A 26,649-nucleotide genomic window follows, 5' to 3' on the forward strand; every position below is an offset into this window, starting at 1 on the left:
GCGGGCGCACCTACAGGGCGAGAGGTCAGCCGAACCTGTGCCAGGAGGCGCCCATGTGCGGTTGCTACGCCGCCAGCCGCAAACCCGAGGACCTGGCGCTGGAGTTCGAGGCCGTACCGGCCGGCGGGCAGTCCCCGGTGCCGGCCGACTACAACGTCGCCCCGACCAAGGACGTGCACGTCGTCCGCTGGAAGAAGGAGCGCGACGCCGAGGGCGCGCTGACCCGCGGCGTGCACCGCGAGCTCCGGGCGGTGCGCTGGGGCCTGGTGCCCTCGTGGAGCTGTCGAACGCGGCGACGGCGGGGCTGCTCGCGGTGATCGGCGTGAGCGTCGGATCCACCAACCTGGGGCTGCAGACGGCGTTGTACGACACGGTCCCGCCTGACGAGGTCGGGGCGGCAGCCGGCCTCTTCCAGACCTCGCGCTACCTCGGGGACCATCCTCTCGGCCAGCCTGCTGGGACTGCTGTTCGGCGACCAGATCGACACCGGGAACCTGCACCGACTGGCCTGGTGCCTGTTCGCCGTCAGCGCGCTCGTCCTGGTCCTGCACCTGCGTCTCCCGGGACGGCCACCCGCTGCGTCCTCGACCTGATCGCCCGTCCGTCATCGCCCGGCGAGGGCCCCGGCGTCATGGCAGGGTTCTGGGGGACGCGGAACCCGGCGGTGGAGGATCGGATGCCCGATCAGGCGATCGAGAGCCAAGCGCGGGAGACCGATGTCAGCGGCGTGCGGGTGCTGCTGACCGGCGGCACCAGCGGGCTGGGGCTGGGCATGGTGCGGGCTCTGGTGGCCGATGGGGCCTCAGTGGTCCTGACCGGCCGGGACGCCGACCGCGCGCGCCGGGTCGCCGAGCAGGAGACTGCCGCCGGGCCCGGATCGGCGACCGGAATTGCGATGGACGTGCGGGACGAGGCCTCCGTCGCCGATGGCGTGGCGGCGGCGCGCGCTGCCCTGGGTGGCATCGACGTCCTGGTGAACAACGCCGGCATCGGCATGCGGACTGTCAATCCGCGGTTCCTGACCGAGCCGCGACGGTTCTACGAGGTCGCCCCGGCGGGCTTCGCCGACCTCATTGCCACCAACGTCACCGGCTACTTCCTGGTGGCCCGCGCGGTCGTACCCGACATGGTCGCGGCGGGACACGGCACCGTGGTCAACGTCAGCATCAACGAGGAGACGATGCGTCGCCGAGGGTTCGTGCCCTACGGCCCGTCCAGGGCCGCCACCGACGCGATGTCCCGCGTCATGGCCGCCGACCTTGCCGGCACGGGCGTCCACGTCCACCTGCTGCTGCCCGGTGGCGCCACGGTCACCGGCATGATCCCCGACGACCTGCCGGATGAGGCCCGGGGCGGCCTGCTGGAGCCTGCGGTGATGGGCCCGGCCATCCGGTGGTTGTGCTCTCCAGCGGCGAGAGAGCACAACGATCTCCGCGTCGTGGCCCGGGAATTCGTCCCGCCGGTGGACACGTCCCCCGCGTGACCGACCCGCGGTTCGTCGCACCCACGGCTCGAGCGCCGGGCAGCCGGCCCCCCCGTGGCGGGTCGGCTGCCCGGACCCCTCAGCCGCGCAGCAGCTCGCCGAACCGGGCGCTGCTCTCGTCGATCGCGCTCTGCGCTGCCGGCGAGATGGCGCCCATGTCGAAGAACCCGTGGATCATGCCGTCGTAGCGACGGACGTCCGCGGCGACGCCCGCGGCACGCAGCGCCTCGCCGTAGGCCTCGCCCTCGTCCCGGAGCGGGTCGAACTCCGCCGTCACGACGACCGCAGGAGGCAGCCCCGACAGGTCGGCGCCGTGCAGCGGCGACAGTCGGGCGTCCTTGGCGTCGTCCCAGGCGCCTGCGTAGTGGCCGTAGAACCAGTCCATGGTGTCCTTCTCGAGGAAGTAGCCCTTGGCGTTCTCCACGCGGGAGGGGTACTCCCCCTCCGCGTCCACGGCCGGGTAGATCAGGAACTGGCCGGCCAGCGGCGTCCCGTCGGCGTGCAGTACCTGCGCCACGACCGCGGCGAGGTTGCCGCCGGCGCTGTCCCCGGCGAGGCCCAGCCGCTGGTCCCCGCCGAACTCGTCGAGGTGCCCGGCGATCCAGCGGGCGGAGGCCACCGCGTCGTCCGCTGCGGCCGGGAACGGGTGCTCCGGGGCCAGCCGGTAGTCCACGGCCACCACGACGGCGTTGCTGCCCTTGCAGACGTTGCGCGCCATGTTGTCGTGGGTGTCGAGATCGCCGATGACCCAGCCTCCGCCGTGGAAGAAGATCACCGTGGGGAAAGGGCCCTCGCCTTCCGGGCGGTAGACGCGCGCCTCGAGGTCACCCTCGGCACCGGGCACCGTCCGGTCCTCACTGCTCCCGACCTGGACGACGTGTTCGGGCGCCCGGGAGCCGTGGGTGAGCGCGAGGTACTGGGCGCGCCCGGCCTCGGCGCTCCCCTCGTACATGGGCGGCATGCCTGCCTGGTCGATCATGCTGAGGACGGCGGCGATGTGCGGGTCAACCGGCACAGGGTTCTCCTTGTGGGGGACGGCTGGGGACGTGCGGGAAGGGACTCCGGAAGCGGTGCGGCGCGACGGCCGGTCAGCCGTACACCAGCGAGCTGTCGTCGAGGTCGAGCGCAGGCAACGAGTCGCGCTCCTCGGCGTACTCGCGCAGGTGGACCCAGGGCTCCTGGTCCCCCTGCTTGAACATCAGGTGCATGGTGCGCATGACGTAGCCGGCGTTGAAGTTCTCCGGGTCGCCCCAGGGCCGCAGCTGCATACCGTCGTCCTCCCGGCGCAGCGTGGGGACGACGGTCGCCACACCCCGCTCCTCCATGTGAGCGAGCAACCGGCAGACGAACTCGCTGACCAGGTCGGCACGCAGGGTCCAGCTGGCGCGGAAGTACCCGAACACGTAGGCCATGTTGGGAACGCCGCTGATCATCATGCCGCGCCACGTGACCCGCTCGGTGAAGTCGACCGGCTCTCCGTCGACTGTGAAGGCAACTCCCCCGAACAGGCTCAGGTCGAATCCGGTGGCGGTGACGACGACGTCGGCCTCGATCTCCTCACCCGAGGACGTGCGGATCCCGGTCGCGGTGAACGTCTCGATGGTGTCGGTGACCACCGATGCCTTGCCCTCCCGGATGGCGGTGAACAGGTCGCCGTCCGGGAGTAGGGCGAGCCGCTGCTGCCACGGCCGGTAGGTGGGGTTGAAGTGCTTGTCGATGTCGAAGCCTTCGGGTAGCAGCGGACGCATCGATTCGATGATGAAGGCCCGCAGTTCGTCGGGCGCCTCCTTGGACATCCGGGTGATCTCGTCCCCCTCGGCGATGTACGCGCGCCGGAGGATCTCGTGGGTCCACTCGTCAGGGACGTCCAGGGCGCGGAGTGTGTTCGCCAGCTCGTGGGTCCTGGGGCGGGCGAAGAAGAACGTCGGCGAGCGCTGCAGCATCGTCACGTGCGCCGCCTCCTGCGCCATGGCCGGCACGAGGGTGGCCGCGGTGGCTCCGGATCCGATGACGACGACGCGCTTGCCGGCGTAGTCGAGGTCCGCGGGCCACTGCTGCGGGTGCACGACATGACCGCGGAACCGGTCCAGCCCCTCCCACTGCGGCTGGTGGGGCCGGGAGTGGTCGTAGTAGCCCTGGCACATCCAGAGGAAGTCGGTGGTGAACCGCAGCGACTCGCCGGTGTCCTCACGGGTCACCTGCACAGTCCAGCGCTTCTCCTCCGAGGACCAGCTGGCCGCGCTCACCCGGTGCCGGTAGCGGATCCGGTCGCCCAGGTCGTTCTCCTGGATGACCTCGTCCAGGTAGGACAGGATCTCGTCCGAGGTGGCGATCGACGCCCCCCGCCAGGGCTTGAACTTGTACCCGAAGGTGAACAGGTCGCTGTCGGACCGGACGCCGGGGTAGCGGTGGGTCCACCAGGTGCCGCCTCGGGCGTCCAGCGCGTCGAGGATGACGAAGCTCTTGTCCGGGAACTGCTGCTTCAGGTGATAGGCGGCGCCGATCCCGGAGATCCCCGCCCCGACCACGAGCACGTCGACGTGCTGGGTCTCCGCCGCGGTGCCGGTTGCTGCTTCTGCCGTCAAGGTCATGCTTCATTGCCCATCTGCCTGGTGATGTCGGTCACGACGGAAGCTAGCCGTGCGAGGCGGAGGTGAGCCATGCCACAATCGGCCGTGAGTTGAGTATTCCGGCCAACCCCCAACACCCCTTCGACGCGCCCGTCCGCGGCACGGGCAGCGTGGCACTTCTGTGTGGGCTGGCCGTGGAGCACGGCCTCCCCCGCCGTGACGTGCTGGCCGGCGGGGGGATACCGGAAGAAGCCCTCGAGGACCCGGCTGCCGAGATCACCGGCGAGCAGGAGATGCGTGCAATCGCTGCCATCGCCGGCTCGCTGCCCGAGGACGCAGGCCTGACCGCCGGAGCGCGATACCGGCTGGCGAGCTACGGCATCTGGGGCTTCGCCCTGCTCTCGAGCCGCACCCTCCGCGAGGGGACCGAGGTCGCGATGCGATTCGTGGACCTCACGTACGCGCTGACGCGCGTCAGCGCCCGGGAGGACGACGGCGAGGTCCGGCTGTTCTTCGACGACCTGGACGTCCCGGAACACGTCCGGCGCTTCGTCCTGCTCCGCGACAGCTCGGCGGCCCTGCAGCTGTGGCGGGAGACACTGGGGCGCCCTGTCGTGCCGCTGCGCGTGGCGCTGCGACTGCCGCAGCCCGCCGATCCGACGCCGTACGAGACCGCGTTCGGAGTGCCGCCGCGGTTCGGCGCCGCACGGTCGGTCCTGGTCTTCGACGCTGCCCTCCTCGACCAGCCGTTGCCGCAGGCAGCCCCCCTGACCGCCGCACTCTGCGAGGCCCAGTGCCGGGACCTCCTCCAGCGCCGCCACTCACGGCGAGGGACGAGCGGGCGGGTGCGTGACCTCCTGGTGCACACCGGGGGCCGGATCCTCGGACAGGAGGAGGTCGCCGCGGAGATGCACGTCAGCGTGCGGACCTTGCGCCGGATGCTCCGCGACGAGGCAACCACGTTCCGCGCGATCGTGGAGCAGACACGTGAACACCTGGCGGAGGAGTTGCTCGTGACCGCCGGTCTGAACGTCGAGCAGGTCGCTCGACGCCTCGGCTACACGGATGCCTCCACCTTCGTCCATGCCTTCCGGCGGTGGAAGGGAGTCAGCCCCGGCCGCTGGAGGGAGGGGGAAACCCGGCCGTCCACGAGCGGTGACACGTCCCGGCCTGCGGCCGGGCCGGAGTGACGGCGGCGCGGGCTGAGCTGCGCATCGAACCCCGGTGTCGCATCGGAGGGTCGAGAAGCGACGCGCCGGGCCCTCCAGGGCTGCACCGACCCCAGGACTGAGCCTTTCCCTGAGGCCGCTCAGTCAGAGGTCTTCGGCGGCCCTGTGCGGTCCCGCTCCGGCCGAACAGCCCGTGGCGGACAGCCGGCCCGCATCCAGGACTCCAGCTCGGCGAACCCCCGCGCCGCCTCCAGCGCGATCATGACCTGTCGGCGACACGGCCCCTGCCAGGTCGGGGGCCCGGCCGCCAGCCAGTTGGTCAGTACCGCCGGACGCCCTGCCCACGACGTGCCCATGGCCAGGCCGCCAGTCATGAGGCACCACAGCAGGAACCGCGCCACGGCCCGAAGCCACATCGCAGCGGCCTGGAGATACAGGGTGCCTCTGAGATAGCAGTCCACCGCGCACCCCACTCCGTAGGGGTCCAGCGCCGTCAGGGGGTGAGACAGCACCGCCGGTCGGCGCTTCTCCCGGCGTTGCACGCAGCAACCATCGTCGCCCCGTGGCGCCGCAATAGGAAGGGTTTCGGCCCCCGCTGTCCCACGCGACCGGGTGGGGTTGCGACCCGAATGACCCCTCGGGCCTCCGCGTTTCGGAGGTCGGCGGAGGCGGTCGTGTCGCGGCCGCCGCGGGCGTACAACGCTACGGCCGGGCCTTCGGTGGTTGCGTGCCTGCCGTGCCGTGAGTGTCGGAATGAGGAGGGCGAGCGACGTCGTCGGTTCCGCGCCGGAGATCGGAGTCCGGAACGACCGCCGTCTCGAAGGCCTCGGCGAGGTCTTCACCGCTTGTCTGCTCCTGCGGGTGACGGCGCAGCGGGGTCTCCCGCAGGAACAGCAGAACGAGAAAACCGACCAAGGCGAACGGGACGGCGGCGAGGAAGGTGGTCTGCAGCGCATCGGCGAAGCCTGTGATGACCGCGGTGTACACCGGCTCGGGCAGCGCGCCGATCTCTTCAGGGCTGCCGAGCGTCGGAGCCCCTCCCCCGAGCCTGTCGGCCGGGACGCCGGCCTCGGCGAGCCGGGACGGGATGGTGTCGGCGAGGCGATGCGTGAGCAGGGCGCCGAACACGGCCACCCCCAGCGCGCCACCGAGCGAGCGGAAGAACGTGGCACCAGAGGTCGCGACGCCGAGATCTTTCCGCTCCACGGCGTTCTGGGTGGCAAGAACGAGGACCTGCATGACCAGCCCGATCCCGGCACCGGTGACGAACATGTACCCCCCGGCCACGACCAGCGAGGTGTCGGCGGCCAGCCGGCTCATGAGTCCCAGCCCGGCGGCGGCCAGCAGCAGGCCGACGACCGGGAACATCTTGTACCGGCCGGTGGCGGTGATGGCTCGCCCGGACCCGATCGAGGCGCCGAGCAGGCCCACCATCAAGGGGAGCGTGAGCAGCCCGGAGGCGGTCGGCGACTGCCCCTTGACGATCTGCAGATACTGCGGCAGGAAGACGATCGCCCCGAACATGGCGACGCCGACGACGAAGCCCGCCAGACTTGTGATGACGAACGTGTGGTTCGCGAACAGGTGCGGCGGCATGATCGGCTCGCGAGCGCGACGCTCCTGCCACACGGCGAGGGCCAGCAGGACGGCCGCCGCGGCGGCGAGCGCGTAGGTCCACGCGGAGTTCCAGGCGAACTCCTTGCCGCCCAGCGACAGCACCAGCAGCAGAGCGCTGACCGAGCCCACGATGAAGAACGCGCCCAGCCAGTCGATCGAGCGCTTGCTGCGCGGGAACGGCAGTCGCAGCACCCGCTCGGTGACCAGCAGGGCGGCCACGCCGATCGGGATGCCTACCCAGAAGGTCCATCGCCAGGACAGGTGCTCGACGAGGAACCCGCCGAGCAAGGGCCCCGCAACGGTGGCAATGCCGAACACCGATCCGATGTAGCCCTGGTAGCGACCACGCTCCCGCGGACTGACGATGTCGCCGAGGATCGCCTGCGACAACGCCATCAGCCCACCGGCGCCGATGCCCTGGACCGCGCGGAATGCAATCAACTGGGCCATGTCCTGGGCGAAGCCACAGGCGAGAGAGGCGAGCAGGAAGATCCCGATGGCGGACTGGAACATGATCTTCCGCCCGTAGAGGTCGGACAACTTGCCCCAGATCGGCGTGGATGCAGTCGAAGTCAGCAGCGTCGCCGACACCACCCAGGCGAGCTGTTCCTGCCCACCGAGCTCCCCCACGATGGTCGGCAACGCCGTCGCCACGATCGTCTGCGACAGCGCCGCGACGAGCATGCCCAGCATGAGGCCGACCAGCACTGTCACGATCTGCCGGTGCCCCAGCGGCGGCAGACCCTCGCCGCCGGCGGAGTCCGGAGGCGGGTTACGGGGAGCAGGAGAACTCACGCGCGCACGACCTCTTCCGCACGAGTCGTGTCGGCAGGCTGTCCGCCAGGCGCTGCGTCGCTGGCCAGGCCGTCGAGATCCGCGTTCAACCGTTCCAGCAGCGCCGCGAACATGTCCTGTTCGTCGGTCGGCCAGGAGCCGACCAGCTCGCGGACGGCATTCCGGCGGAGCTGGCGTGTCTCCGCGACTGCACTCTGCCCGGCGGACGTCAGTCGCAGCCGGCAGGCCCGTCCGTCGTCCGGATCCGCCTCCCGCGTGGTAAGCCCGGCCTGCTGCAGGGCGGCCACGTGCCGGCTCACCGTCGAGGCGTCGAGGTGCAGGCGGGCCGCCAACGCCCCGTTGCGCATGGGTCCCGCGTCGTTCAGGAGGCCGAGGATCGTGTACGCGCTCCGGTCCAGCAGCTGTACGGGCCCATCGGTATGAAGCCGGACGCGCTGTGCTCGGTGGACGAGGTGGGTCAGCGCCTGTTCAATGCGCTCCAGCGACTCGAGGGCAACCCCACCCTGATCCGGTTGCATGTCCCAACCATACTCGGCTGCTGTACGGCGTCCAGCCGCACAGAGCTGGTCCGCCGCAGCCTCCCCGGCCGCGATCAGGCATCGTCGTCGCCCACCGATCCCGGTGACGCCTGGGCGAGCCAGGACTCCAAGGCAGCAATACCCCGCACCGCCTCACGGTGCACGACCTGATCGTCGACTCCCGATGGAGGCAAGCTGTCGACGAGCTCGGTCGGCCCGAGGCGACGGCCGAGCAGGTGTCCGGCGGCGGCGTAGATGCCGTAGCAGGACAAGGCCGCGGCCCCCAGACATGATGCGGCTGCCGCCGTCCAGGTGAAGACGGACAGGGTCTCCTCCAGCAGACGCCAGAGCGCTGCATCCAGCGCTTGCCAGGCCGAGAACGAGACACCGTCCATGTCGCCGCCGATCAACCGGTGGCGCCGCGGTCCCCGGGGGCCACGGCGCCCGTACGGAAGAAGGGGATCCTAGTCGCCCGAGGGGGTCATACCGACCTTTGTCAGTCCTGACTCCTGGAAGGCGCGGTGGTTCGCCACCCGTCACATCTCACGGCATGGAGTGCGGACACGAGGCGGGCGGACTCAGCGGGTGACCCCGCACGTGGGCTGTTCCGCGGTCCGGCTCACCCGACGGAGAGCATGGCTCCCCGGCGACGGACTGCCTTGCGGTAGCCGGCGAGCATCTGCGCGGTGATCTCGGTGAGCTCTTCGCGGAGCCAGTCCTCGGTGACGTCGGCCGGCGCGGCGAGCAAGGCCCCGGTGAGCGCCTGCAGCGTCGCGCCTCCCCACACCGCGCCCAGATCATCTGCCCCGTCCCCCAGGAGCATCGACTCCACCTTGCCCCGGAGCCGCGTCGTGAGTTCCAGGACGGCAGGTCTGGACATGGCGGCGGCGTCGCGGACGAGGTACCCGGCCAGCCGACGGTGCCGCAGCAGGTAGTCGACGTAGCCGGCCACCTCGATACCCCGGCTCCGGTGCCGGCTCTCCCTCGAGCTGTTGGCCTCGACCAGTCGGATCAACTCGTCCAGTGCCGGCCTGACCAGTGCGAGGAGCAATTCGTCCTTGGTCCGGAAGTGGTAGTACACGGCCGCCTTCGTCACGCCGAGCCGATCCGCGATCTCCTGCAACGAGGTGCCGTCGAACCCCTGGGCGGCGAACAGGTCGAGGGCGGCCTCCAGCACGCGCTGCGCCCCAGGAGTGCGGGGAGCCGATGTCGGGCTACCTGCTGCCGACGTCGCGAGCTGCGGGCTGGTCACCACGTCAGGGTAGCCATCAGCCCGTGTGCCCCACGGCCCACGGCGCTACTAGCCGCATGGCTAGTAGCCTCTAGCCGATTAGCTAGTCACCGATGCCGGTCCCCCTCACCGCCCCCCCTGACCTCCGGAGCACCACACGTGGCCGTCTTCCTCCACCGTCTCGGACGCTGGGCCTTCCACCGTCGCAAGACAGTCCTCATGGCCTGGGTGCTCGCCCTGGTCGCGCTCGGCAGCCTGGCCGGCGCTGTCGGAAAGGATGCCGACGCTCAGCTCTCCATCCCCGGCGTCGAGTCGGTCACCGCGTTGGAGACGCTGCAGGAGCGCTTCCCCGACGGCGCGGCGGGTGGCGCCACCGCCCGCATCGTCTTCCGCGCTCCCGAAGGTCGGACGGTGAGCGATCCGGAGATCGGCGCCGCCATCCAGGAGACGCTCGCCGCCGCGGCGGAGGCGAAGCAGGTGACCGAGGTCAGCGACCCCTTCCAGGACCGCGGCGTCTCGGCGGACCAGACCACCGCCTACGCCACGGTCGTCTACGAGGTGCAGCCCAACAACATCACCGACGAGGCGCGAGCCGACCTTCTCGACGTGGGAGAGGGCGCCCGGGGCGCCGGGCTCCAGGTGGAGTTCGGCGGCGAGGCCACCCAGGCCGCACCCGAGCAGGGCATCGCCGAGGCGGCCGGGGTCGTCGTCGCCCTCGTCGTCCTCGCGATCACCTTCGGCACGCTGCTCGCCGCGGGCCTGCCGCTCCTGACCGCCCTGATCGGCGTGGCCACCGGCATGGCCGCGGTCCAAGCCCTCTCGGCCGTCGTCGACTTGGACAGCGCCACACCGACCCTCGGTCTGATGATCGGGCTTGCGGTCGGGATCGACTACGCGCTCTTCATCATCATCCGGCACAAGGAGCTGCTGGCGACGGGCACGCCGGCCCGCGAGGCGGCGGGGCGAGCGGTCGGCACCGCCGGCAGTGCGGTCGTCTTCGCCGGGCTGACCGTCATGATCGCCCTGGCCGGGCTGGCCGTCATCGGCATCCCGTTCCTGACCACGATGGGTCTCGTGGCGGCCGGCATGGTCGGCGTGGCGGTCCTGGTCGCGCTGACCCTGGTGCCGGCCATGCTGGGCTTCGCCGGCGATCGGTTCAGCCGCTGGCCGGTGCCTGGTCTGCGGCGCCGTCAGGCAGCACTGGCCACGACGGAGTCCTGGGGCACGCGGTGGGCGCGCTTCGTCACCCGCCGACCGGTACCCGTCGTCCTCGCTGCCGTCATCGGCCTCGGGGTCATCGCCTTGCCGGCCCTGGACCTGCGGTTGGGGCTGCCCACCGACGGGGACCTGTCGGAGGAGGCCACTCAGCGGCAGGCCTACGACCTGCTGGCCGAGGGCTTCGGGCCCGGCTTCAACGGTCCGCTCACCGTGGTCGTGGACGCTACGGACGCCGAGGCGCCGGACACTGCCTTCGTCGCCACTGCTGAGGCGATCGCCGCGCTCGACGGCGTGGCGACCACGGCACCGCCGCGGCCGAACCCGGCCGGCGATACGGCAACCATCACTGTCATCCCGAGCGAGGGGCCGTCCGCGGCCGCGACCGAGGATCTGGTCGGCGACATCCGCGACCTCCGTCCCGGCCTGAGGGAGCAGACCGGCTCCGAGCTCGCCGTCACGGGCAACACCGCGCTCGGCATCGACATCTCCGAGAAGCTGGCCGATGCACTCCCGCTGTTCCTCGCGGTGGTCGTCGGCCTGGCGATGCTGCTGCTGATGGTGGCATTCCGCTCCATCCTGGTGCCGCTCAAGGCAACGCTCGGCTTCCTCCTGAGCGTTGCGGCCACCTTCGGTGCCCTCGTCGCCGTGTTCCAGTGGGGCTGGCTGGCCGAACTGCTCGGCGTCGCCTCGACAGGGCCGATCGTGAGCTTCCTGCCCATCCTGCTCATCGGACTGCTGTTCGGCCTGGCGATGGACTACGAGGTGTTCCTGGTCAGCCGGATGAGGGAGGAGCACGTGCACGGCGCCGAGCCGCGTGAGGCCGTCATCGGCGGCTTCCGTCACGGCGCGCGGGTCGTGACGGCCGCAGCCTTGATCATGGCGTCGGTGTTCGCGGGATTCGTCCTCGGCCCGGACGCCACCATCAAGAGCATCGGGTTCGCCCTCGCCTTCGGCGTCCTCGTCGACGCCTTCGTCGTCCGGATGGCGCTCGTCCCTGCGGTCATGACACTGCTGGGTCGCAGCGCCTGGTATCTGCCCCGTTGGCTGGACCGCGGGCTGCCGAACGTGGACATCGAAGGCTCGACCCTGGAACGCCACACCCCGGCGCCTGACCGCGAGCTCGCCGACGCCCGTCGCTGAGCTCACTGAGCGACAGCTGGGAGGGCCGCTTCCGGAGATGGAGGAGCAGCCCTCCCAGCGTCGCCATACCGCGTTTCGCTCCACCAGCCGGTCCAGCAGGGGCCACGAGTCGGGGAAGGAGTTCCGGGAGGCCACCGACGCCTCACGCTCATCCCGTTGGCCGAACTGCCGTCGGTTCGGCGTACGGACCGGCCCGGTGAGCGTCGCCCGTGATCGTTGCCGCCCCGGTACGCCGTCCATTCGGCAATGAGGGACGCAGAAGGGACATGGGACCTTCGCAAGATCGGTGCGGCGTCAGCACCCACACCTTCGCTCGGAGGTCTCCCCATTGGTCCAGCCCCCGACGCCGTCAACAACCCTCATGGGCACTACAACCAGTCCCCGACCTCGCCGACGGGGACCCGGTAGAGGGTGGACGGAGGCGGAGTCCGACGATCGGCCAGGGGCACCGGACACCTCGCCCCGGCAGCACTGCTCCGGGTGGTGCGCCGCTGAGAGCGGCGGCCGATCTCAGCGGGCCGCTGCGGTCCAGGACGTGAGAAGGGTGCGTAGGGCTGCGACCAACGGCAACGGCTGGTCGAGCATCGGGTGATGTCCCGCGTCGGGCAGCTCGATCACCGGAACCCCCACGGGTAGCAACTGTTCCATCCGCACCGCCATCGCCGGCGGGACCAACCCGAACTCGGACCGGAGGAGTGCGGCCCGGCAGCGTAGGGCGGGCAGCAGTTCCCGCATCAACGCGCGCTGGCCGAACATCGCGGGGTCGAACTTCCAGGTCCAGCCACCCTCCACCTGCCGGAGTGATTGCTCCGCGATGTGCCGGGCGATGAAGGGGAGCATCACGTCCTGGCGCGGCAGCGTGGTGAAGCGGGCCACCGCCTCCTCCAGGGTCGGGTAGACCCGCCGCGGCCGCATCCGGTGGCGGATTCCCTTCTCCTCCGGGGGCTGGTCGTTCAAGGGCGAGTCGATGATGACGACGCCGGCGAGTCGCTCGCCGTGCTGGACACCTGTGGTTGCCGCCGCCCAGCCGCCCATGCTGTGGCCGACCACCACAGGTGGCCGGGTGATCCCACCGGCGGCCGCCGCAGCCATCACCTCGGTCGCCCACAGAGTCATGTCGTAGTGCTCACGGTGACCACTGTCGCCGTGCCCGCTCAGATCGAGCGCCACCACCCGCTGTTCGCCGGCGAAGAAGGGAGCTACGTGATCCCACCACCCGGAGTGAGCGGCGCCGCCATGCACCAGCACCAGGCCCGGGAGCGCCGGGTCCCCCCAGCAGCGGAGGTGGATCGCGCAGCCGTCCACGTCCACGTCCACGTGGTCCGGGCGCGAGGCCAGCGCCGCCGAGAACCAGCGGGGGGTGGTTGCCGTCTCCGGCGATGGATCGTGGTGCTCCAATGGATCCTCCTCCGATGCGCCACGGCAGGCTATCCCCGCTAAACCGGTCATCCGGCGGCGGGTGCCTCGCTGCGACGACCAGCCGAACTCCGTCAAGCCGAGGCCGCGAACCGGTGAGTAGCGACGCCCACCTCTCGTCACCGACCGTGCCGCAGGACGAGCTAGCGACGGATGCGGCCTGTCACGGTGGACGTCACGACAGCAAGGACCTGAGCTGCGGCGATGTAGTCGGCCCCGGCAATCGGGGCCGACGGAGCGCATTCCCCGGGGGCAGCCGGTCGGTGATGTCGTGGATCGTTCCGCCGGTGTCCAGGTTGGCGGTGCGGCGCACGTGGATCCGGTTCCCGGCCGGGGTACGTCGTCCATCAGCCAGCCGGCCTCGGCGCCGACGGCGCGGGTTGTGTCGTCCAGCGGGATGCAGGACTCGCCACCGGTGGCCCTTTCCCGGCGGCGGCGCGACCCATTGACCCTCACCTGGCCGTCGGCCTGCCCCAGCTGGTCTGCACGTTCCGGCCGCCCTGTGAGTGCCCTACTTGCATCGGCGACGGCCCGCTGGCCGGGGGGTCATGCGGGCGGGACCGCACGGTCGAGCTCGGTGCGCCGTCCGTAAGGGCGCCCCACTACTGACGCGCCCGGGCAGTAGCCGATGTCCCGTACTCAAGGCTGACCTCCGGTACTTCTCCGGGGGGATCCTCCGGTAGCAGAAGACGGATCCGAGGCGCCGGCCTGTCGGATGACGGCGGGCGGGCGGTGCTGCCGTGCACTGGAACGAGAGAACTTCTGGAGCCTCGTTCGCGATCGTTGGACGGCAGGCAGCAGGCAGCAGGCAGCACCCGCTCCAGCACGGTTCGGGCCGTGGCAGCGGAGCGGGACAGTTCCGGAGGATAGCGACATGGGCGATGCGCAACTGCTCCGCGACGTGCTGGGCGCCGGTCCCTTGCTGCTGACGCCGGAGGAGGCGGTGTGCCTGCTCGGGGCCGGCTGTAAGACGACCATCCGTCGGGCCTCCGGCACGGACGGGTGCGGTCCTAAGGCGCTCCCGATCCAGCCCGACGTCATCGCTCGTAGGGAGGGACCGCGGTGAACCTTGAGGACCTCAGGGCCAGCGGCTCCGCCGTTGTGACGATCGCGCAGGCGGCCTCGGTATTCGGTGTCGACGTCCGCACGGTTACCCGGGCCATCGAGAACGGCGAGCTGCCGGTGGTCCGGTTGGGTCGACGACTACTGATCCCACGCCTACCCCTGCTGGCCGTCCTCGGCGTGGCAGTCGACGACGCTGTCGGAGGCCCGAACGACACCACTGCTGGTAGTCGTTAGCCGCGCACTCCACAACGACCCAGCTGATCGCAACGAGGACGCCTAGCGGCCCCGTACCGACAAGTCGCCGCCCAGCTGACAGCGCATCGTCTGCGTGGGATGGCGTACTCGTTGACCTGAGCTGGCCGACCGATCGGAAGTCGGGTCCGCGAAGGATCGCCTCGTGATACTCCGCGTGATACTGCTGCCCGTGGATTTAGGGGTATCTGGATGCGAACCTGGGTCGTCTGGGCGTCTCTGACGCAAGGCAAAAGCCCAGTTCAGAGCATCGTGACGTACCTAGATGCTGAACCGAGGACAGGAGTTCAAGTCCCCCCTCGGACACTTGTTTTGCCCAACATCTGGTGGGTTGGGCTCACCTCCGCCTCGACGGAGCTGGTTGAGGGGTCGTAGGTGATCCGGACGCCCAGGGTCGCGTAGATCTCAGCGCGGACCGTGCTGGCGACCTGACCCAGGCGGGTCGTCAGAAGGCTAAAGTCGGTGACGATGGCGCGCAGCTCCTCGCGCGTGAGAGTTGCTGCCGCGGAGGTCGTCAGCGTCGTCTGCTCAGCCCGCGCCTCGACGACCTCCTTCTGTGCATCGTTGATCCAGGCTGCTGCGAGGTGAGGGTCTACGCCCGCGGCCAGGGCCTCCTTGAAGCGCGACAGTTTGCTCTCCGCCTCCTTCAGGCGCCGATCGACGGCCTCCCTCCGCGCGACGTCAGCCATGGAGGGCTCAGTTGCGCTGATCATCGCCTCGACCGTCTCCTCGACGTTCTCCGGCGAGAACACGGCACGGAGCCAGTTGTCGAGTCCGTGGATGAGCCAGTCCTCTCGGAACATCACGTTGGAGGGGTGCTCACCTGGAGCCCCGGGCACGGTGTCCCTGACACGGCAGCGGTAGTAGATGTCGGTCGAACGGGTGCGGCTGCCCTCCATCTTCCGGCCACAGATGCCGCAGTGGAGGAGCCCCCGCAGGAGGTAGGGCGTCTTCGACGTTCGAGGGGAGCGAGGCGCTGACCGTGACGAAGCGGTCGAACGCTTGAGAGTCGTCTGTACGCGCTCGAAGTCCTCCACCGAGATCAGCGCCTCGTGCGAAGGGTTGGTGCTAGAGACCACCCGCTCCGGCTCGCTGCGCCTGAAGCGAACGAGGGTGCCCGCGCTCGCGTCAGTCGGGTCTACGAGCCTGTCGAAGCGTTGGAATCGGCCCCAGACTTGGTGGCCCGTGTACCGGGCGTTCTCGAGGATCGCCCGGACGGTGGCTGCCTGCCAACCGTCAGCCTTTCGGTGTGGATTCCGGCGGCGGTCGTGCGCTGACGGGCACGGGATGCCATCGGCGTTGAGGCGGCTGGCAATCGTCCGGAAGCCGGCGCCATCGAGCCGCATCTGGAAGATCCGCTGGACGACGGACGCCGCCGCGGGATCGACGTCGAGTCGATGCGCCCTGATCCCGTCAGCGGCCTTGGCGGGATGCGGATGCGGGCCGGCATCGCCGATGACGTACCCATATGGAGGGCGACCACCGAGGAAGCGGCCGGCGTTGATCGTCGCAGCCTCCATGGCGCCGATGACGCGACGCTGGACGACACGGCGTTCCGCAGCGCCCAGGCCGCCGAAGATCATCATCAGCAGATCATGAACGTCGGACTTGGCGTCGAACCGCCCTCCGACCTCGGGGAGCCAGACGTCTACTCCGTAGTGCTGGAGCGTGGGATAGATGTTGGAGAACTGCGGCCCCGAGAAGGCACGCTGAGGCTCGCTGATGACGATCGCGTCGAAGTCGCGCTTCGGGTTCGCGACGTCGGCCAGCAACGATGAGGCTTGGGGCCTGCGCTTCCAGACGACGGAGCGGCTCTGCCCGATGTCGAAGTACTCGCGCACGATCGTGCCGTGCCCCTGGATCAACCGCATGGCGGACTGGAGTTGCCACCCGCGGCTCACCTCGGGGTCCTGCCTGTCCTCGGTCGACACCCGTCCGTAGAACACGAACCGGATGCCTTCGTCATTCGTATCCTGGCTTGTCACGCTGCGTCCTCCTCTGCTTTCTCCTGATCATCCAGGTCAGGTCCGACAGGTAGAACGACCTTGAGGAGCAGTCGGGCCAGGGCAGGAGTCATTACAGGGCTGGGCGAGGGAACGCGGAAGACGATTGGTCCCCCAGTTTCGATGATGATTGGCTCGGTCACGGGCGTGGCATCGGCAGACGATTTGCTGGACTGGGCCATTCGCGAGACCTTTTTATTCACTCGTTCGGCGGACAAGGCAGCGTCCGACGCGCTCGGCAAACGGCGCCCCTATTGCGTGAGCGACAGGGGCATGCGGCGAGAGGCATCCCCATTCGCGAGAGGGTGCTCGGTTCCCTCGGGCGGTCAGCGCGGCGAGGACCGGCGGAGTCAAGCGACGCTGGCGACGTGGGTTCTCGCGGGCACAACGGTCTCGACGTGGACCTCAGCAGGTCGGGCTGGCCTTCCGACCCTCGCGGTAGGCGCGTGAAAGCCGCGGCGCTCCCCGTCGATCTGCAGGCGCCTGGCGCGAGCGATTCCAGCCACCCCTATTGCGCGAGCGCAGGCGTCGAGGTCCTCCAGCAGCGTGTCCGGTTGCGTGGCGGCCATCGCAATCTGTCGGCCCTCCCTCTCGATGAGCACGGGAGCCATCTCATGCTCGCTGCGTCCAATGGCGAGCAATCTGGAGACGGTGGATTCCATCGTGTCCACGTTCAGACCAGTTACCGCGGCCAACGTGGTCACGTCCAGGCCGACCGGATTCGACGCGAGCGTAGCCATGATCAAGGCGCCCTCGAAGCCCAGACCGCGCCGTCCAGGGCGAGACGGGAAGTCGGGCGGGACGTCGGTAGCGAATGCGTCATGGCGGGGCACGTCCATGTCCGGAGCATCGACCGGTCGGACGACCGCGACTTTGTTCATAGATCTCTCCTGCAAGGAAGAGACCTGTGAACACGTGACGATCTGACCGCCCGGGCGAAGCACGTAGGTCGATGCATCCCCGCGCGTGCCCTGCCGTTCCAACGCCACGAGCGTCCGATGGGCACCCGATGCTGCAATGACGCTTTGCCCGCAGATCTGACGCAATCGACGCGAGATCCGCGGTTGAGATGTGTTGGCCAAGAGAGCGAGACTACGAGAAGCGGCAGCGAGGTAGAGCCCATCGCCGTCCGTTGTGAGGGGCAGCGCGGCAACGTGCTCGCGCGCTAGGGCTAGAAGGGCGAACAGAGTGACGCGCTCTTCGGCTGCCGACTTCCCTCCCGAGAGGATTCGGTGGCCCACAGGCAGAAAGCCGTCGTGAATGACACGGTGCTGGAACGCGTCGAGCAGGCGGAGCACCATCTCATCGTGGCCGGGGTCGACGTTCTGACTTCGTCCCGGGTCGGACGGGAATCGGCGAACTTGAGTCATCGCCTTCCGCCAAGCGCGCTCGAACTCGCGGGGACGCCCTCGTCGATCCACGGACCACCACCGCCCAGGCGTCCCTTCGGTCTGCCATGTCCTGAGAGCCCGCTCGACATGAACGCGCCCCCAGCCTGCGTTGGCGAGCCCGGTCAGCACCGACTGAAAGTCGACCCAAGGCTTCGAGGACGCACCGTCGGAGGGCCCTTCAGTCAGGAGGCGCCAGACACGCTCTGACGGCATGACGGCGGTATCGGCCAGCCACACAGGGCGTTGCCGTTCGAGGCTCTGGCGAACCAGCGCGGCAGGTCGTACCGCGTCCCGTGGATGACGTGCGTGGCTGCGACGCTTCAATGGGCGACTTTGGCGGGACAGTTCCCGGACCACTGGGACCTGGATGTCGTTCTCGTTCATGGGGCCTCTCCGGTCCGGACGGTCCGGACGCCCGCCAGCAATCGGCAGGTTGGGCGTCCGAACCGACAGGAGCGCTGGACGAGGGCCGAGTTGCCCGCTAAGTGCCGCGGTCGCAGCGGTTCTCCGTCAGGGGGCCGGTGGTGTTGTGACACCGGATCGCTGGGTTCTTGAGCGAGGTGACAAGCGGGCTACTCCCCCGCTCGCCCGAGCGGCGGTGAAGTGCGTAGGTGCGGTCTGTCCAGTCAGACCGTGGAGTAGCCGATGAGAGGTGGGTGAGCCTCTCGATCCCCACCCGCCTCCAGTCCTTCGGCGCACCGGACAGCCGTGTCACGTTCAGGGAGACCAGCCGCGGGCTTCGTATCGAGGCGGCGAACGTCCTGGAACCGCTCGCACGCAGGCATCGGTCAGACGCGGGTTGCGGCGTGTATGTGCGCCTGGTGGTCGATCTCGGAATCGAAGCCGAGGGCGACTTCGACGAGGCGGTCGAGGAGAGCGTCGCTGGCGCGGACCTCTGGTGGGAGACGGCGGTCAAGGCGACCGTTGAGGTGCGCGGAACCCACGCCAGGACCGCGGAGCGCCTGACACTTCATCAACTCGCGGGCGAGGGCACGTTCATCCTTGGGCTGCCTCTCATCGACGACTCAACGACACCTGGCGCCTTCGACGAATGCGCCTCGATCACGCTCCAGTCCGCGGACGTCCGGAGGCTCTCACTCGCGCGAGCGCTCTGGATGGCGGGCGCAGCACCCCACTCACACCTGGACCTTTGGGTGGCGGCGGGTATCTGCCCGTCGGAAGTGGCTGGAGTCATGGCACTGCCCGAGGCGCAGCGCCGGCGTGAAGTTGGCACGCTGGCCGCCCTCCGCGGGGAAACGTTGCTTCCGATGCCGACGAGCGACTGCTACTCGATTGAAGCAGCCGACGTGGCGCTGGTTGTGGAGTCGGAAGCAACAGGGCCGATCAGTCGCCACGCCTGCAGTTGCTGACCTTGACGGCTCAACACTCTGCGATCGGAAGCCGGTGGACGTAATGGACGCGCCAGCCCGAAGGGTCCTTAGCGACTTCCAGCATGGCGTCGGCCGCGGCGGACAGCCGTCTGCTGACTCGCGAAGCGTCCATCGTGATCACGACGAGATGACCTAGGTCGCCGATTGACGCGAAGGCTCCGTCGCTACTCCCCACGAAGAAGTACGTCGCCCCTCGGGTCGCAAGGTCCCTTGCGAGCCGCAGCAACAGCCGATCCGCGCCTTGGCGTCGCCGGCCAGCGGATCTGACCCCGAATCCTGCCTGGCGGGCGAGGGCCCCATGGCTACGACAGATCACCTGGTGGCCAGCTGCGAATCGCTCCGTGTCTGGCCCCCCGAAGCGCCCCATCAAGGTGGCCAAGTCCTGGATTTGACCCGCCCCGGTTGAGAGGTTGTCCAGGTCCCACAGCAGCACGGTTCCTGGCGGCACGACCGCTGGCTTGGAGTCGGGCATGGTCGGACGGTGCAGCGAGGCTCTGACAGTTTCGCAAGACTGCCCCCGCCGTGTCGGCCGGGCACCCGGAGGTCAGAAGGGCGGCTCTTGGCTAGGAACCAGCCGCAGGCGCCTGTCCCCCTTCCCAGAGGCGTCTATTGGCGAGTGCACTGGTGGCTGGCCGGTTGAGCGCCGAGAGATGGCTGACACTGCCGCACGCAGCGATTCGTGCGGCTCCGACAGTCGAGCCGTCCTGCTGGTCACGGGAACCCATCCCCTTTCCTCGGGGACGCTCAAAACCGCCGTAAGCAGGTCCGCCTTCGAGATACACCCAGCGACGTGCGCTAGATGGCCGGTGATGTCGGCGACGTACTCGAGGAGTCGAAGCAAGTCCAGTCGCTCGAGACCGCTCGCCTGGGCCCACGCCTCCCCTGCGTCGATTCGGTCATCATCATCGCCGTCATCACGCCAAGCGACGTCATCACCGCGTCGCAGCATCACGAGGGCGTGGGTCTTGATCAGGCGTTCTGCCAGTTCGGCGAGGTCCAACATGGTCACTCCAATGGTTCTACGCAGATGGACCGTTCTGCTATCGGCACCCGACTTCGTTGGCTGTTCGACTACACGCGAAAGATTCGTCCGTCCTCCCCGACAGCCGTTGGACGCGTGGGCCACTAAGGCTTCGCGTCGCATACGCCGCAAGACTGCGATCTGAATGACCCGGCGCGCGCCAGTTGCGGTAGTTCAAGAGCTTCCGCAGATGGTGGCAACAAGACACATCACTTTGTCGCGTTGTTGGCCTGTGGGGGCTCAACTGTCCGCCTTATCAGACCGTTGCTACGGGTGGCGCCGAAACCACCATTTCGGCATTGGAGATGGCCGAGCTGATCAAGACCCGCACACCGGGCGTCTATAAGGCGCACCGGGCCAAGGGAACCGTCTACGTGGCCCGCTGGCGCGAGGTCGACCCGGCGACTGGCAAGGCCCGCGTCCGCGACAAGACCTTCCCCACGGAGGCCGCCGCCCGGCAGTACCGGGCCAGCGTCGAGCACGCCCAAGCGACCGGCACTTACGTGCCGCCCAACGTGGGCAAGGTGACCGTCCGAGAGGTCGAGGAGCAGTGGCTCGCCGTCCAGGCAACGCGGGTCCGACCCCGCACGCTGGAGAATTACGAGCGCGGCCTACGCCTACGGGTACTGCCCACATTCGGAGCCCGGCGCCTCGACAGCATCACGAGCCGGGACGTAGAGCGGTGGGTCGTGGAGATGGGACCGGTGATGCCCGGCACGGTCAAGCACGCAACCTTCCCGCTCTCCGCGACGCTGAACTACGCACGAAAGCACGGGCTGATCCAGTCGAACCCGTGCGAGGTCGTGGACCGACCCAAGCGGCTACCGACCGGCCGCGAGAAGCGGGAAGGGCACTTCCTGAGCCGCGCCCAGGTCGCCGCCGCGGCCGCCAGGTGCGCGGAGACGGAGCCGGTCTACGGGCTGCTGGTCCGCTTCGCCGCCGGTGTCGGACTGCGGCGGAGTGAGATCGCCGGACTACGGGTGCGCGACCTGCGTATGGCCCGGCGCGAAGTGCACGTCGAGCGCATGGCCGAACGGACCTATCCCGGTGGCGTGTGGGTCATTCAGGACCCCAAGAGCGCCAGGAGCCGGCGACGGGTGCCGATCCTCGACGACGAGCTGCTACACGACCTCGGCCTCCACCTGGCCGCCCACCCACGACGGGACCAGCTCGATGCGCCGCTGTGGCCCGCAAGGCCGCAGCGGCCCGCTGAACTACGCGGGCGAGGAGCTGTGGAACGCGGGCAGCTTCTACAAAACATGTCTTCGTACCGGCGGTCGCCGCCGTCGGGCTGCCCACCGACCCGCACACCGGGGTCCGCTTTCACGACCTGCGGCAGCCAGTGGCTCGCAGACGGGCACGACATGTTCTCGGTGTCCCGGGGGCTGGGTCACCACTTCCATCGCCTTCACGGACGCGGTGTACGCCCACGTCGCCAAGGAGCCCGACTACTCCGCCGCCATCGAACTCACGCGCGGAGCGCGCCAGAGCGTGTAACCTCGGTCACGCACCGGAGGGTCCCCCGTCGGCAAAGACGCGCGACGCTTCCCCTGAACCCACCGGTGTCCGTTGACGAGAGTCCACGGTGGCAAAAGGGGGCTGGATGCCAGAAGCACGGTAACTGCGTGTTTCTGGAGGCTTGGGTGCCATCTATCGCGATGCTCGCGACGATCGTCGGACCGATCTGCCTCCTCCTGGGATGGCTGGCGTATCTGAGATTCGCGCGCTGGCTGGTGCAGCACACCGGCGACCCCGCCTCCCTCGCCCACGCTGCAACCCTGGCCCGCGCGGTGCGGAAACAGCCCGACGCCCCGCCCGGAACGGACGTCAACTCCACGTAGTCGCTCGGCTCGACGTCGATGGGCTGGTTTCGGCTGGCGACTGTGCCCTGAAGGCGGCTTCCGGGGGCAGTTGTCTGACCCTTGCCCGCTGGTCTGCAACAGCGTCCAGTGTGCGATTTGCAGGTGACAACGATCGCGCAAATACGAGAAGGTCTTGCCGTGACTATCACTGTCTCTCGTGGCCACTCCACGATCACAATCGAGCGCAAGACCTTCGTGGCGCTGATCGAGGACTCCTGGCAGCGAGAAGCGAAGGAATACCTGAGGGCGTTGAAGACATCGCGCATCTCGTTCACGGACCTGGTGAGTCTCGGGCGGAGGGCGGAGATTCCGTACACGCTGTTCTTCGCCCCGATAGACGTCGTAGAAGCGCAGCTCAAGCGGAAGCAGGAAGTCCTGCTACGTGGGGTCAGCAAGGGCACCTTCTCGCTCAACTCACGCGGCACAGTCCTTCTCGCCGACATCGAACTGATCGTGAAGGACTTGCTGCGCAAGCAGCAGATGTTGAAGCGGCACGATCCAGACCTCCCTGACAATGTGATCGTCGGCGCCCTGCGGCGGTCCCGGCAGACCGTGAAGGATGACGCCGACTGGCTGGTTGCCCAGCTCGGCGTCGATCGCTCCTACCTGCTGCGCGTGAAGACGAAAGAGCTCGCCTTTGATCATTTCGTCGACTGGCTCGAAGAACACAACATCTTCGTGTCGCAGGGCATGAGAAATTACATGCCGCAGCCTATTCCGAAGCGGGCGCAATTCAGTGGCATTTGCATCCGGGACAAGAAGGTACCATTCCTGTTCGTAAACAACGGCGCCCACCGCGACAGCTTGGAGCCCGCGGGCCGGCGACTCCTCACGCTAGCGCTGCTCACTGTGTGCCTTGCTCGGAGCAAGTTCAAGCCAGTCGCCTACTCCGACCAATCCGACGATCTGATCGAGAACCGTGAGTATGAAATCGCCGAAGAGATGCTGATGCCCGCAACGTCAGTGGCTGACCTTCACGTCTCTTCCTTGGACGACGTCAAGGCGCATGCGACCACCTACTGCGTCACACCCAGCGCCTTTCTGATGCGAGCGCGACGACTCGCCCTCATCGACGCTGTGACGGCTCGCGGCTACATGACCATCCTGCGCGAGGAATTTCGGAATCGGCCGAAGACGCAGGCGCGACAGCCGAAGCCCGTAAACGCGCTGCGCAAGTACAACAGCGCGGAGTACTCCCGATCGCTGCTGAAGCAAATGGACGCCAAGCGGCTGCCTTCCTCGGAGATCGTCAGGGTGCTGTTCCAGAACCGCAAGGCCGTGTCCCTCAACGAGTACAGGGCGACGCTGTAATGATCGACCGCTACCTGGTGGATAACGTAACCCTGTCAATGATGACGGCCAGTCAGAAAGCGTCCACGTTCATGCTCAACCGGTGTCGGATCCCGGAGGAGATCTTCTACGAAGCCCGAGGACTGCCCGACATTGAGAAACTCAGACCGCTCACTTACCCGATCACAACGACGGTGCTCGACAGCGTGAAGGTTGTGCTGGCAACAATCAAACCGGAGGACAAGGTAGTCGACCTGTACCGCAACGAGGGCAACGGCGACGTTATGCTGCTGGCGACCGCCCTCACCGAGATGTCGGTCAGTGCCGAGCAGCTGTTCGGGGACCGCTGGATCATCGCCACAGCAGACAAGGGGCTCACCAGAAAAGCCGTCGAACTGGGCGTGCCCACCTGTACGTCGACCCATTTCATCGCGCTCGTCTGACAGTTTGGATGAGGCATGCGCTGACCGACTCCTGATGCCCTATTGCGCGAGGTCGCTGAGCGGCCCGCTCAGAGACACCGGTCGCATAACGACGAAGAGTTTCGCCCAGACTCGCAACCAGGGTCTGCACTGTGGTCAGGTCAGTACCGACCACGGCAGGCGGCATGCGACGAAGGCCAGCAGGCAGGTACCCGAACGGCTCACAGGTGACCGACGAGAACGGTCAGCCCATCACTTTCGCCACGCCTGGCGCGCCAACTCAGGATGAGCGGCGCCGGTACGCGCAAGCGGTGCAGCGGACGACGACCCCGGCACCGCTAACCCCAGAGCTGCAAGCGGAAGTCGACGCAATCCATCGGCGCAACCTCGAGCTCTTCCCGCACCGCTACAACTCCGATGACTACCGGCCCCAACCCCGCCCCAAGCCGTTCCCTCCCGTACTCGCGTGAAGTCCGTCACCAAGGAGCTGCAACGGCTGCGCCGGCGACCGCAGCCGTGGATTCCTCGGATGCCCTGGGCCGCCCGTGCCGCCTGCAAGGACCAAGACCCCGAGGACTGGATGGACGGCCGACCGGCTCGGCCGATCGCTGCCGCTAGGGCCGTCTGTGCGGCACGTCCGGTACGCGCGGCCTGCCTCGCCCACGCCCTGGCCTACGACGAGCCGCGGGGCATGTGGGGCGGGCTACCCACTCGGGAGCGGGTGGCGCGCCGCCTGGGGCTGCCACTGCAGGACAGCCAGGCCCGGCCGCACATGGGCACGCACGGCCCGAGGAAGATCAAGCCGCCGTCGACGCGCGCTGGCTAGGTCCACAAGCCGGGTGCCCCTGGGAGTGGCCTGGCGGCTCATCCCAGGGGCACCCTTGTCCACTCGTACCGGCAACTCGCGGAAGACTGTCTATGCCGACCTGTAGTCGTCGTTGCCGTACAGCTCGCGGCTCAGTTCATCGTCGTCGAGCGCCGACAGGGTTTCCACTTCTCGATGGATGCGTCGGTTCACTCGCTCCAGCTTGCGCCAAGTGGAGCACGGGAACTCCTTCTCATGGCACAGCTTGCAGCGCCCGTCCGCTGCTGCCTCGTGCTCCAACAGCACCTCGGCGAGAGCGGCCTTCCACGTGTCCCGGGAGTGCAACGCGCTCTTCATGCGGTCGTGGAACTGGTTCTGGAAGTTCCAGGCGACGGTGTAACCACCGCGTAGGCGATGGTCGTGGTCGCGCAGCCGCGTCAGCTCGCGTTCGGGCGCTTCGCCGGCGACCGGGTAGTGAAGCCGACACCGGGGGCAGTGCAGCGTCTCGTTGTCGTCGGCCGCCCGCGCAAACCTCATCGCACAGCAGGCGCAGGAGGGGCCGCGGTCGATCGGCGGGATGTCAGAAATCTCGGACACGTTGTACATGGCGGCATCCCTCGGTCGCAGGCGCATAGCGGAGATAGGAACGGGTGCGAGGCCCTGCGGTCGCGGTGGAAGCCCGACGGAAGTCCGCCCGCTATTGCTGGCTCTTGGCTTGAAGTGATCCCGCAGTCGCTTGACCTGGTCTGGTCGGAGGAGCGAGCCGACGCGGGTGGCCGGGATGCCGAGGCGGCTGCACGCGGCGAGTACATCGTTGCGGTGGACACCGCAGTCCTGAGCGACCTGCCAGAGAGGCGTCATCTGCACGCCTCCAGTACGCCACGGACCTACGACAGTTCTGTGTGGTGCACCGGCCGACTCGCCGACCGAGCCACCCCTACAGGTGAGCGCAGGCCCGGGCAGCGGCTCTAACCCAACGTTTGACCCAATGAGCCAGGGCGATCAAGGGTGATCAGGCGCTCCCCTGCCGATCACCGAACTGGGCTGTTTCCGCAGGTGAAAGGCCGACCCCCAGGCCAGCGGCGTGAGCCCCGCAGGCCCTGCGACGTCCTTAGGATCTGGTGCCTACGGCGTGTGCCAGCCGCGCCCTTTCCATCTGCGCTGCAGGAAGTCAGGCCACCGCCGCATCGCCGGCCTCGCCATCTGCAGGCTCGCCCCGGCTCATCCATGCCTCAGGCGCCGACCTACCGTTCTCGACTCGCTGGGCAAGCACATCCGGGGCGTAGCGCATGAGCGCCGTCAAGTAGTCCTCGGCGGCGGTGAGGTACTCCTCGGGGAAAACGGGGCTTGCTGCGCTTGGCATCCTCCGGCACAGGGAACAGAGGACGCCATCCGGGATCTCGAAGATGCGGGCCGGGGTGTCGAGGAGACCAGGGCAGCCGGTGTGAGGACAGGGCCGGAGCGCGAGTCGGGCGTGCGTCCGGCAATTCGGGCGGCACTCGGGTAGAGGGCAAGCGACGCGCGTCAGAAGCGGTGGCTTCTTGTTCACGCCTCGCAGCATGTGACTGATCGTTCCGGCGGGGGCGCCCGCCTGGTTGGCGATGCGTTTGACGTCGGACAAGCGGGCGGTGCCGGCTGGTTGCGCGCGCAAAAAGCGCATCACCTCGGCCCGAGGTCGGTTGTGGTACGCCCAGGCGCCGCTATTGCCCCGGCCAACGGATGCAGTCGGTTCGTCGGACCATCCCGTTGCCGCGCACTCTCCGAGGTATGCCCGAGCGACGTAGGCCGCGAAGTGCAGATCCAGGCTGTTCGGCGGTTCTTCGCCGTAGATGGCGCGCCACAGGGTGAGCCGCACGTCGGTAATGGGGTTGCGAAGGGCGACAGCGGCGACGCTCTCGCCCATCGAGAGGCCGTGGGTTCTGGCCAAGGAAGCGAGGTGCTTGGCTGCGGCAAGGCGAGGTGCTCGTCCCCATGTAGACGTTGGAGTCTG

General features: G+C 68.5%; 23 protein-coding genes. 12 read left to right on the plus strand and 11 right to left on the minus strand.

The genetic code is table 11. The features are described from left to right. The first annotated feature begins 53 nt into the window (after positions 1–53). Both BN344_RS15240 and BN344_RS15245 read left to right on the plus strand, forming a co-directional pair. Positions 54–317, plus strand: coding sequence for an SOS response-associated peptidase family protein (locus BN344_RS15240; protein ID WP_040339449.1), 264 nt, complete (start codon positions 54–56; stop codon positions 315–317). 359 nt (positions 318–676) lie between these two features. Beyond that, a complete protein-coding gene (locus BN344_RS15245; RefSeq protein WP_051515990.1) occupies positions 677–1,483 on the plus strand; it encodes an SDR family oxidoreductase in 807 nt (268 codons plus the stop codon). A 79-nt stretch (positions 1,484–1,562) separates the two neighbouring features. Here the strand turns inward: BN344_RS15245 and BN344_RS15250 are convergent, their stop codons facing one another. Both BN344_RS15250 and BN344_RS15255 read right to left on the minus strand, forming a co-directional pair. Next, positions 1,563–2,498 carry an alpha/beta hydrolase gene (locus BN344_RS15250; protein ID WP_040339450.1) on the minus strand — a complete coding sequence of 312 codons (936 nt, stop codon included), beginning with the start codon at positions 2,496–2,498 and terminating at the stop codon, positions 1,563–1,565. Between the two features lie 73 nt (positions 2,499–2,571). Beyond that, entirely contained in the window at positions 2,572–4,074 is a 1,503-nt protein-coding gene (locus BN344_RS15255; protein WP_040339451.1) for a flavin-containing monooxygenase, read from the minus strand. A 149-nt stretch (positions 4,075–4,223) separates the two neighbouring features. Here BN344_RS15255 and BN344_RS15260 point away from each other — a divergent pair, with 149 nt between their 5' ends. Further along, complete coding sequence (locus BN344_RS15260) at positions 4,224–5,243, plus strand: AraC family transcriptional regulator (protein ID WP_166518254.1); 1,020 nt, start codon at positions 4,224–4,226, stop codon at positions 5,241–5,243. Between the two features lie 681 nt (positions 5,244–5,924). Here BN344_RS15260 and BN344_RS15270 read toward each other — a convergent pair. From BN344_RS15270 to BN344_RS19165, 4 genes are all read right to left on the minus strand, one after another. After that, positions 5,925–7,634 (minus strand): MDR family MFS transporter, encoded by a 1,710-nt coding sequence (locus BN344_RS15270; protein ID WP_051515992.1) that lies wholly within the window; start codon positions 7,632–7,634, stop codon positions 5,925–5,927. Further along, a complete protein-coding gene (locus BN344_RS15275) occupies positions 7,631–8,152 on the minus strand; it encodes a MarR family winged helix-turn-helix transcriptional regulator (protein WP_051515993.1) in 522 nt (173 codons plus the stop codon). The genes BN344_RS15270 and BN344_RS15275 overlap by 4 nt, the downstream gene beginning before the upstream one ends. Before the next feature lie 74 nt (positions 8,153–8,226). After that, a complete protein-coding gene (locus tag BN344_RS15280; RefSeq protein ID WP_040339453.1) occupies positions 8,227–8,562 on the minus strand; it encodes a hypothetical protein in 336 nt (111 codons plus the stop codon). 209 nt (positions 8,563–8,771) lie between these two features. Then, a complete protein-coding gene (locus tag BN344_RS19165; RefSeq protein ID WP_166518255.1) occupies positions 8,772–9,404 on the minus strand; it encodes a TetR/AcrR family transcriptional regulator in 633 nt (210 codons plus the stop codon). 138 nt (positions 9,405–9,542) lie between these two features. Between BN344_RS19165 and BN344_RS15290 the strand changes: the two genes are divergently transcribed. After that, positions 9,543–11,741: an MMPL family transporter gene (locus BN344_RS15290; protein ID WP_040339454.1), complete on the plus strand. Its 2,199-nt coding sequence runs from the start codon at positions 9,543–9,545 to the stop codon at positions 11,739–11,741. Positions 11,742–12,251: 510 nt separating this feature from the next. On the opposite strand, the gene BN344_RS15295 is transcribed toward BN344_RS15290, so the two are convergent. Beyond that, complete coding sequence (locus BN344_RS15295) at positions 12,252–13,139, minus strand: alpha/beta fold hydrolase (protein WP_040339455.1); 888 nt, start codon at positions 13,137–13,139, stop codon at positions 12,252–12,254. Positions 13,140–14,031: 892 nt separating this feature from the next. Between BN344_RS15295 and BN344_RS20800 the strand changes: the two genes are divergently transcribed. Together BN344_RS20800 and BN344_RS15305 are read left to right on the plus strand one after the other, a co-directional pair. Next, entirely contained in the window at positions 14,032–14,223 is a 192-nt protein-coding gene (locus BN344_RS20800) for a hypothetical protein (protein WP_040339456.1), read from the plus strand. Then, entirely contained in the window at positions 14,220–14,456 is a 237-nt protein-coding gene (locus tag BN344_RS15305) for a helix-turn-helix domain-containing protein (RefSeq protein WP_051515995.1), read from the plus strand. The genes BN344_RS20800 and BN344_RS15305 overlap by 4 nt, the downstream gene beginning before the upstream one ends. Positions 14,457–14,761: 305 nt before the next feature. Here BN344_RS15305 and BN344_RS15310 read toward each other — a convergent pair whose 3' ends face one another. Next, complete coding sequence (locus BN344_RS15310; protein ID WP_051515996.1) at positions 14,762–16,459, minus strand: recombinase family protein; 1,698 nt, start codon at positions 16,457–16,459, stop codon at positions 14,762–14,764. A gap of 368 nt (positions 16,460–16,827) precedes the next feature. Next, positions 16,828–17,775: a hypothetical protein gene (locus BN344_RS15315; protein ID WP_155858910.1), complete on the minus strand. Its 948-nt coding sequence runs from the start codon at positions 17,773–17,775 to the stop codon at positions 16,828–16,830. Between the two features lie 749 nt (positions 17,776–18,524). Here BN344_RS15315 and BN344_RS15320 point away from each other — a divergent pair. The 6 genes from BN344_RS15320 (at position 18,525) to BN344_RS21070 (ending at position 24,680) form a co-directional block, all read left to right on the plus strand. Continuing rightward, entirely contained in the window at positions 18,525–19,238 is a 714-nt protein-coding gene (locus BN344_RS15320) for a hypothetical protein (RefSeq protein ID WP_040339458.1), read from the plus strand. Positions 19,239–20,058: 820 nt separating this feature from the next. Then, positions 20,059–20,388, plus strand: coding sequence for a hypothetical protein (locus tag BN344_RS15330; protein ID WP_040339460.1), 330 nt, complete (start codon positions 20,059–20,061; stop codon positions 20,386–20,388). A 197-nt stretch (positions 20,389–20,585) separates the two neighbouring features. Beyond that, complete coding sequence (locus BN344_RS15335; RefSeq protein ID WP_040339461.1) at positions 20,586–22,121, plus strand: tyrosine-type recombinase/integrase; 1,536 nt, start codon at positions 20,586–20,588, stop codon at positions 22,119–22,121. Positions 22,122–22,244: 123 nt separating this feature from the next. Continuing rightward, complete coding sequence (locus tag BN344_RS15340) at positions 22,245–23,453, plus strand: hypothetical protein (RefSeq protein ID WP_155858911.1); 1,209 nt, start codon at positions 22,245–22,247, stop codon at positions 23,451–23,453. Then, on the plus strand, positions 23,453–23,875 hold the full coding sequence (locus tag BN344_RS15345; RefSeq protein ID WP_040339463.1) for a hypothetical protein: 423 nt from the start codon (positions 23,453–23,455) through the stop codon (positions 23,873–23,875). The genes BN344_RS15340 and BN344_RS15345 overlap by 1 nt, the downstream gene beginning before the upstream one ends. A 508-nt stretch (positions 23,876–24,383) precedes the next feature. Beyond that, positions 24,384–24,680, plus strand: coding sequence for a WhiB family transcriptional regulator (locus tag BN344_RS21070; RefSeq protein WP_051515997.1), 297 nt, complete (start codon positions 24,384–24,386; stop codon positions 24,678–24,680). Between the two features lie 90 nt (positions 24,681–24,770). Here the strand turns inward: BN344_RS21070 and BN344_RS15355 are convergent, their stop codons facing one another. Both BN344_RS15355 and BN344_RS19970 read right to left on the minus strand, forming a co-directional pair. After that, positions 24,771–25,265 (minus strand): hypothetical protein, encoded by a 495-nt coding sequence (locus BN344_RS15355; RefSeq protein WP_040339464.1) that lies wholly within the window; start codon positions 25,263–25,265, stop codon positions 24,771–24,773. A 565-nt stretch (positions 25,266–25,830) separates the two neighbouring features. Then, a complete protein-coding gene (locus BN344_RS19970; RefSeq protein ID WP_155858912.1) occupies positions 25,831–26,562 on the minus strand; it encodes a hypothetical protein in 732 nt (243 codons plus the stop codon). Between the last annotated feature and the right edge of the window lie 87 nt (positions 26,563–26,649).

Source organism: Candidatus Blastococcus massiliensis AP3 (genome assembly GCF_000582785.1).
Lineage (GTDB): Bacteria > Actinomycetota > Actinomycetes > Mycobacteriales > Geodermatophilaceae > Blastococcus > Blastococcus massiliensis.